The organism is uncultured Campylobacter sp. (assembly GCF_937997465.1).
Classification (GTDB): Bacteria; Campylobacterota; Campylobacteria; order Campylobacterales; family Campylobacteraceae; genus Campylobacter_A.
On record NZ_CALKTQ010000136.1, the window covers coordinates 1 to 2,023 of the forward strand.

Consider the following 2,023-nt stretch of genomic DNA (forward strand, 5'->3'; position numbering starts at 1 on the left):
CTAACCGCATTTAATAGCTTAGTAGAAAATCTAAAAACCGATCAAGAAACCTGCGCGAAGTACGTCATAGATAACGGTAAAGAGTATAAAGGGAATTTCCAAGGCAACGCCCCTCGCGGAGCGCTCAGCCACTGGTGCCGTATAAAGGGCGGCGTGATAACCAACTGGCAAGCAGTCGTGCCTAGCACGTGGAACGCCTCGCCAAAAGACGCCTCAAACGTACGCGGAAGCTACGAGGAGTGCCTCATCGGGCTAAAGATCGCCGATCTAACCAAGCCGCTTGAGATCATACGCAAGATACACTCGTACGATCCTTGTATCGCATGCGCCGTACACGTGATGGATGCGCGCGGCACGCAGCTGGGCGAATACAAAATCAACCCGAATTTGTGAAAGGAGCGGCTATGAGCGAGCATAAATTTGACCGCAAAAGCGAGTATGAATTTTCCATCGGGCTTAGAGTGACACACTGGATCAGGTTTTTTGCCATCACCTTTTTAGTCGTGAGCGGATACTATATATCGTATGTTTTCGTTAGTCCCGAGGTCACGACCCAGCCTGTGCTGTTTATGAACGCTAAGTGGCGCGCGGCTCATCAGATCGCGGGATTTGTCCTGATAGCGTGCTTTATTTTCAAGCTTTACCTATTTATATTTGATAAATACAGCCGCAAAGAGGTCGTGAGTATCGTTGATTTTTTTAATCCCAAAGTCTGGATAGCGCAGATAAAATACTATCTGTTTTTGGGCCCGCACCCGCATCTAAAGGGCGTTTATAACCCGCTTCAGTTTGCGTCGTATTTTTTCTTTTATTTGGTGCTTTTTCTGATCTGCCTAACGGGCCTAGTACTCTACGTCCACGTCTATCACGAGGGGCTTGGCGGGCTACTTTACGAGCCGATGAGGCAGTGCGAGGAGCTCATGGGCGGGCTAGCAAACGTCCGCACGATACACCGCATCTGCATGTGGATCATCATGGTTTTTGTCGTGGCGCACGTGTATATGGCGGTATTTAACGCTGTAAAAGGCAAAAACGGAGCTATGGACGCCATCGTAAGCGGCTACAAATACGTAAAAGACGAGCACTGATGCGCGTTTTGGTGCTAGGTATCGGCAACGTGATGTTTGGCGACGAGGGCGTTGGGGTGCATTTTGTAAAAATGATGGAGCGAAACTACAAATTTAGCCCTAAATCCTCGGCTAAATTTGACTCCGCTTTAAATTTGGACGGTAAATTTAGCTCGTCAAATTTGGATGGTGCGAACTCAAATTTAAGCGGCGATATGGCTCGTCGAGGCGGCTCCAAATTTAACGCAGACGGCGCAAATTTGGAGCTAAGATTTATCGACGGCGGCACGCTAGCTATGGCGCTCACGCCCGTTATCGCTTGGGCGGATGTTATGATAGTCGCTGACTGCATCAGCGCTGAGAGCAGCGAGACGGGGGATGTGTATTTTTTTGGTTACGAGCAGATGCCACCTGCCGTCTCGTGGAACGGCTCCGCGCACGAGGTTGAGATGCTTGAAACATTGCGGCTGATGGAGCTTGCGGGCGATTTGCCGCGGACTAAAATTTTAGGTATCGTGCCAAAGCGTATCGAGCCTATGAGCTTTGAGCTCTCCGCGCAGGTGCAAGAGGGGGCAAATTTGATGGAAAAGACGCTTTTAAACGAGCTTTTGCAGCTTGGATTTAACTACGAAAAGATCGCAAATTTTAGCGTCTGCGATATCGCTTTAGAGTTTTCAAAAAAGGGCGCGATATGATTTTAGCTTACGAGTTTGACGGCGCGAGCGAAAATTTCGCGTTTTTTCTTAAATTTTACGCGCAAAAAAGCGGGTTAAAATTTAGCATTAAAAAGGAGCTAGACTTAACGACGCTTTATGCAAAAGGCTCGCAAGAGGAGCTTTTGGCGTTTTCTGATTTGCTCTCTAGCTCGCTTCCTCACAGCGTGTTTTTGCGAGGTTCAAAGGTTTATGCGAGCCAAAATTTACCAGGCGGCGAAACGAGCGAACCACAAAACACAC

At 48.3% G+C, this 2,023-nt stretch carries 4 protein-coding genes; all 4 read left to right on the forward strand.

The genetic code is table 11. The features are described from left to right. Positions 1-393: nickel-dependent hydrogenase large subunit (locus tag Q0546_RS04240; RefSeq protein ID WP_298790824.1), on the forward strand; the 393-nt coding region annotated here is incomplete at its 5' end. 11 nt (positions 394-404) lie between these two features. Then, the gene (gene cybH / locus Q0546_RS04245) at positions 405-1,088 is read left to right on the forward strand and encodes a Ni/Fe-hydrogenase, b-type cytochrome subunit (RefSeq protein ID WP_298790826.1); all 684 of its coding nucleotides are present in this window, start codon (positions 405-407) and stop codon (positions 1,086-1,088) included. Beyond that, complete coding sequence (locus Q0546_RS04250) at positions 1,088-1,762, forward strand: HyaD/HybD family hydrogenase maturation endopeptidase (protein ID WP_298790828.1); 675 nt, start codon at positions 1,088-1,090, stop codon at positions 1,760-1,762. The genes cybH and Q0546_RS04250 overlap by 1 nt, the downstream gene beginning before the upstream one ends. Continuing rightward, a partial coding sequence (locus Q0546_RS04255; RefSeq protein ID WP_298790829.1) for a hypothetical protein occupies positions 1,759-2,023 on the forward strand: 265 nt, incomplete at its 3' end. The genes Q0546_RS04250 and Q0546_RS04255, both read left to right, overlap by 4 nt.

Excerpts from the sequence above, each read along its gene's own strand:
- cybH (WP_298790826.1), top strand. The coding sequence starts at position 405 with ATGAGCGAGCATAAATTTGACCGCAAAAGCGAGTATGAATTTTCCATC.
- Q0546_RS04250 (WP_298790828.1), top strand. The coding sequence starts at position 1,088 with ATGCGCGTTTTGGTGCTAGGTATCGGCAACGTGATGTTTGGCGACGAG.